Annotated in this window: 5 protein-coding genes; 2 read left to right on the forward strand and 3 right to left on the reverse strand. The window is 35.7% G+C overall.

Features of this window, described 5'->3' with window-relative positions; genetic code table 11:
* Nucleotides 1-110 precede the first annotated feature (110 nt).
* Nucleotides 111-257, reverse strand: a complete 147-nt coding sequence (locus tag AC3G7N_RS20335; protein WP_489423989.1) for a YjcZ family sporulation protein — start codon at nucleotides 255-257, stop codon at nucleotides 111-113.
* A gap of 1,337 nt (nucleotides 258-1,594) precedes the next feature.
* Between AC3G7N_RS20335 and AC3G7N_RS20340 the strand changes: the two genes are divergently transcribed.
* Both AC3G7N_RS20340 and AC3G7N_RS20345 read left to right on the forward strand, forming a co-directional pair.
* Nucleotides 1,595-2,053 (forward strand): GerAB/ArcD/ProY family transporter, encoded by a 459-nt coding sequence (locus AC3G7N_RS20340; RefSeq protein ID WP_489423990.1) that lies wholly within the window; start codon nucleotides 1,595-1,597, stop codon nucleotides 2,051-2,053.
* Between the two features lie 319 nt (nucleotides 2,054-2,372).
* Entirely contained in the window at nucleotides 2,373-2,846 is a 474-nt protein-coding gene (locus AC3G7N_RS20345; protein ID WP_489423991.1) for a DinB family protein, read from the forward strand.
* 199 nt (nucleotides 2,847-3,045) lie between these two features.
* On the opposite strand, the gene AC3G7N_RS20350 is transcribed toward AC3G7N_RS20345, so the two are convergent.
* Entirely contained in the window at nucleotides 3,046-3,732 is a 687-nt protein-coding gene (locus AC3G7N_RS20350; RefSeq protein ID WP_489423993.1) for an NAD(P)-binding domain-containing protein, read from the reverse strand.
* 47 nt (nucleotides 3,733-3,779) lie between these two features.
* Nucleotides 3,780-3,992 carry a hypothetical protein gene (locus tag AC3G7N_RS20355; RefSeq protein WP_489423992.1) on the reverse strand — a complete coding sequence of 71 codons (213 nt, stop codon included), beginning with the start codon at nucleotides 3,990-3,992 and terminating at the stop codon, nucleotides 3,780-3,782.
* Between the last annotated feature and the right edge of the window lie 47 nt (nucleotides 3,993-4,039).

Genomic DNA, 4,039 nt, shown 5'->3' on the forward strand with positions numbered 1-4,039 from the left:
CATTAACTCAACTTTCAGAGCGACCAATCTTAGTCCTCCGAAAGTTGAGTTTTTACAAGTTATCAGGAAAGGGTCAGGAGGGGGATTCCCTTGTCCATTTCCTAATTTAATTAATAATACTTTTTATCATCAAACATTGCCGCACCAACAATGATAAGCAAAATAAACAATACAACAATTAGCGCAAATCCTTTGCCGCCATCAAAGCCATCGTTGCCTTTATCAAAACCACCATAACCTCCATATCCAAAGCTCATATCTATCCCTCCCTCCATTTCGAGGTTTTTTACATTAATACTATATGTATTGTTAATAAAAGTGGTTTGGACTTGGGCTACCAGGGAGATACGGTGTAAATAGGACATCGTTTAGGAACTTTCACCACATGGAACATTAGTGATAATGGTAGGATTTTATTTTTAATCAAGCATCTAAGATCTCCCTAGTACTTACCCGCTGATGGCCATATCCAACTTGGATTGATTTTTTGGTAGCTCACCTTTTCATCTCTGCTTTTCAACACCTACCCGTTATAAGATACCTGAATTCAATGTAATTTGGGTATTTTTTATGTCAATAAGCTGCTCTTGGCGACAAACCAAGACATTCTATCAATGCAGTCAAGAACTTGACAAGCTTATTATGCTCTATCAGCGGAAATTTTTACTCGTTAAACGTTTTGTTAAACAATGATTTACGAAATGCACATTCACTGGTTTTGATAAGGATTTTTGTTCTGGTTCACGAAGCACTTTTGGGGATAATCGATTTTCTATCCATTTGAAATTTTATCTTTTTACTCTATCCCACTAAATGGGCAATGCTAAAATTCACAAACACAGGTTGCCTGTATTAAGTATTACATCAGTATTTATAATATTTGATCCTCCAATCCCAAAATAACAGGATTGAATTTACTCCTTTTCTGGAATATCATTATGTTATTTTTACCATAAAAAGGTCATTTAGACAAAGTACATCCAAAGTGGATCATAGCTTCGCGACTTTATTTAAAATCCACATTGAGGTGAATCCGTACTTAAGTAAGATTATTAAAAGCGATTTAACGAAATTAGTAATGTTTTTATGCTGTATTAGACTCAAGTACAAGTATCCAAAAAAGACTAAATCAATGCTAGATTAACTATAGCCTAGCATTTTTTGTGTCCTATTCGTGTTACGAGAAAAGCACGGTAAAATATTTTTTTATAAAACGTGTTGCGCGAATTTAGTTAATCTTTAATCGAATTTATCAAGTAACCATATTAACACCCATAATGTTAAACAACTTAATCCAAGAATAAAAACAATGTAATAGCTATATAAAAATTCCATAATCCTACTCCTTGTAAAATTTCTAGGTTTTTCTATTCTTTATTTTTTCTATTTTTAATTAACGGGGATCTTAATGTACGGTGTTCGTAGCTGAAATAATAGCACCGAGAATGGTAACCGTAGCAAGATCCTCCATACGTTGCTTTCTTCTCCTATTCATTTTCATAATAACCCCCTCAACTGAATTTTTTATTATTTTCCCTTAGGTTAAGTTAACTATACGAGGATACACTAGGCGATTTAAACGGAGGTACCAACCATGATTGAAAAAGGTAGAATAAGTAATATTCAAGCAGCCATGTTAGCTATTACATCCTTAACGATCATTGGGCACTTGATTTTGTTAACGGTAGTCTTCCAACAAAGCGGGCGGGACGGTTGGATTGCAGCCATTGGAGGCGCCATTTTAGGGTTGATTGGGATTATTTCATTAATAAAGCTATCTCAGCATTTCCCTGGTCTGACGTTAATTGAAATCTTATTTCAACACTTTTCATGGCTGGGAAAAATAATTGGTGTGCTTTATCTGATTTATTTTTTTATTATGGTTACGTTGGGGACAAGACTGTTTGCCGAGGCCTATAAAACAATTATGGTTGAGACACCGATGTGGGCGTTTGTTACGGTTATTTTGCTCCTGACAACTTTCATTGTGTATTTGGGACTTGAAACATTGGGGCGTCTTAACCAAATCATGTTACCTGTTTTAGTAAATTAAACACCAAGAATTATTATACTTATAGGGTACCACCAGCATTTTAGCACTTCACTCACGCTAAGCCATTGATTTACAAAAAGTGAATATAAATAGCGCAGAATTACAATTCTACGATAAAGTAACCTTAAATTAATGATTAAAAGATCAATATTAACTACTAGTGCCCTCGTTAACGGTACTAAAATTTGGCGTAGAATTATTAATTTATTGCTTATTGTGGTGAAAAAGGCTTTTTATAGTTAGTCAAAAGGCTGGTGGTACCCCTAGCAGACCTATGTGATAAACTTAAATAGAACCACAAATAGGGAGCGTGAAAGTAATGAAAGAAGACGGCATTTTTGAACAATATGATTTTTACAGAGAGTCATCCATCCAACTACTTGATTCTATTACCACCGAAGAACAAGCTGATGTGATTCCAAATGGACATAACAATTCTCTGCGTTGGAATTTAGGACATATCCTCGTTGCACAGGAGGGAGTAATGTATTACTTTGGGATGAATCAACATGGAGATATTTCCACAAAAATACAGGAATCTTTCGAACCTGGGACAAGTCCAAAAGATTGGTCTGCCTCACCACTTACTTTGAATGAAATACGCGGATTGTTATTAGAACAAAAGGAGCGAATAAGAAAGACATTTTCCGGAAGATTAGGAGAACCGGCAGCCAATGTGTTTGAGTTTAGGGATAAAAGGTTGAAGATGATAGGGGATCTATTCATATTCACCCTATGGCATGAAGGGGTGCATCAAGGTGTCATCAATGGTATGAAACGGGCTATGAAATAAGTGCTCGCAAAGTGTCCATAGGATTTCATTAATTGTTACAAAGAAAAAAGTTACTTAATATGGCTTCTTTTCGATCGTAGCTAGAAGGGGTAAAGGTAGCATCCGACGATTTTGCCGCCATTTGCTGTTAAATAGGATACGGCCAGTTTTTAAACATAGGCTGTATCCCAGTATAAAATCATAATGAAAGTCGTTTATTTCAAACCGGAGTTCTGTTAGTTTTATTAAGATGCTTATATAAACGTCTGGCATCGTAGCTTATTCCATTTAATTGTGCAGAACCTACTCTGGAGAGCCAGGGTAGTCCTAAAAAACAAATGCCTTTTACTGGACTTATACCTTTATGATGAATTGGTTCATTTTTTTGGTTAACGACACCAGAGATATTGATCCAGCTATAATCAAATTGAAGTCCTGTTGCCCAAATGATATTGTCTACTTTCATTTTAGTTCCATCTCTAAAGGTAGCTTCCTGTTCTTGAAAAGATATTGTTCGATCTGTTACTTTCACTTGTTTTTTTAGTTCCAGGCCTATTACAGGCTCCGTCTTCTGTAAATACTTAGCGAGCTTAGAATCCACAGAAACTTTAGAAAGACCGGTCACATCAAGCCACCAAAATAAACTGAATTTCAGTATTTGCTTTGGGATAAACACAAGATCATGTCCCGTAGATATGTGGACTTCCCGACTCTTAGATAATTTTGTTGCAATTTGGGATCCAGAATTGACACCCTCAATGACTAATACATTTCCAGCAGGAAGTTGCGAAGGTCTCTGATACTCTAAAGAGTGGATTTGAAATATGGTTTTTGATGGATGTTCCTTTAACTTAGGAATAAAAGGCTTTTGAAAAGGTCCTGTTGCGATTACAACCTTTTTAGCTATCCATTATCCTGTCGATGTTATCACCCTAAACCTGTCATCTATTTTTTCTAACCTTTCCAATTTGGTATTAAATTTACAGGGATTGAAAAATAGTTGGCATACGTTTCTAAATAATTAGCTACTTCATTTTTAGATGGAAAACCTTTCGGATCGCCAGTCAGAGCTAGACCAGTTAAAGCACTGTGCCCTCTTGGGCTGAATAATACAAGGGAGTCATAGCGATCCCTCCAAACATCCCCAACTCTTTTTTGATGAATCAATCAATACAAAACTTAGATTTGATTGCTTTAAATAATAGCCCATCGCT

This window comes from Virgibacillus carmonensis (genome assembly GCF_057836705.1).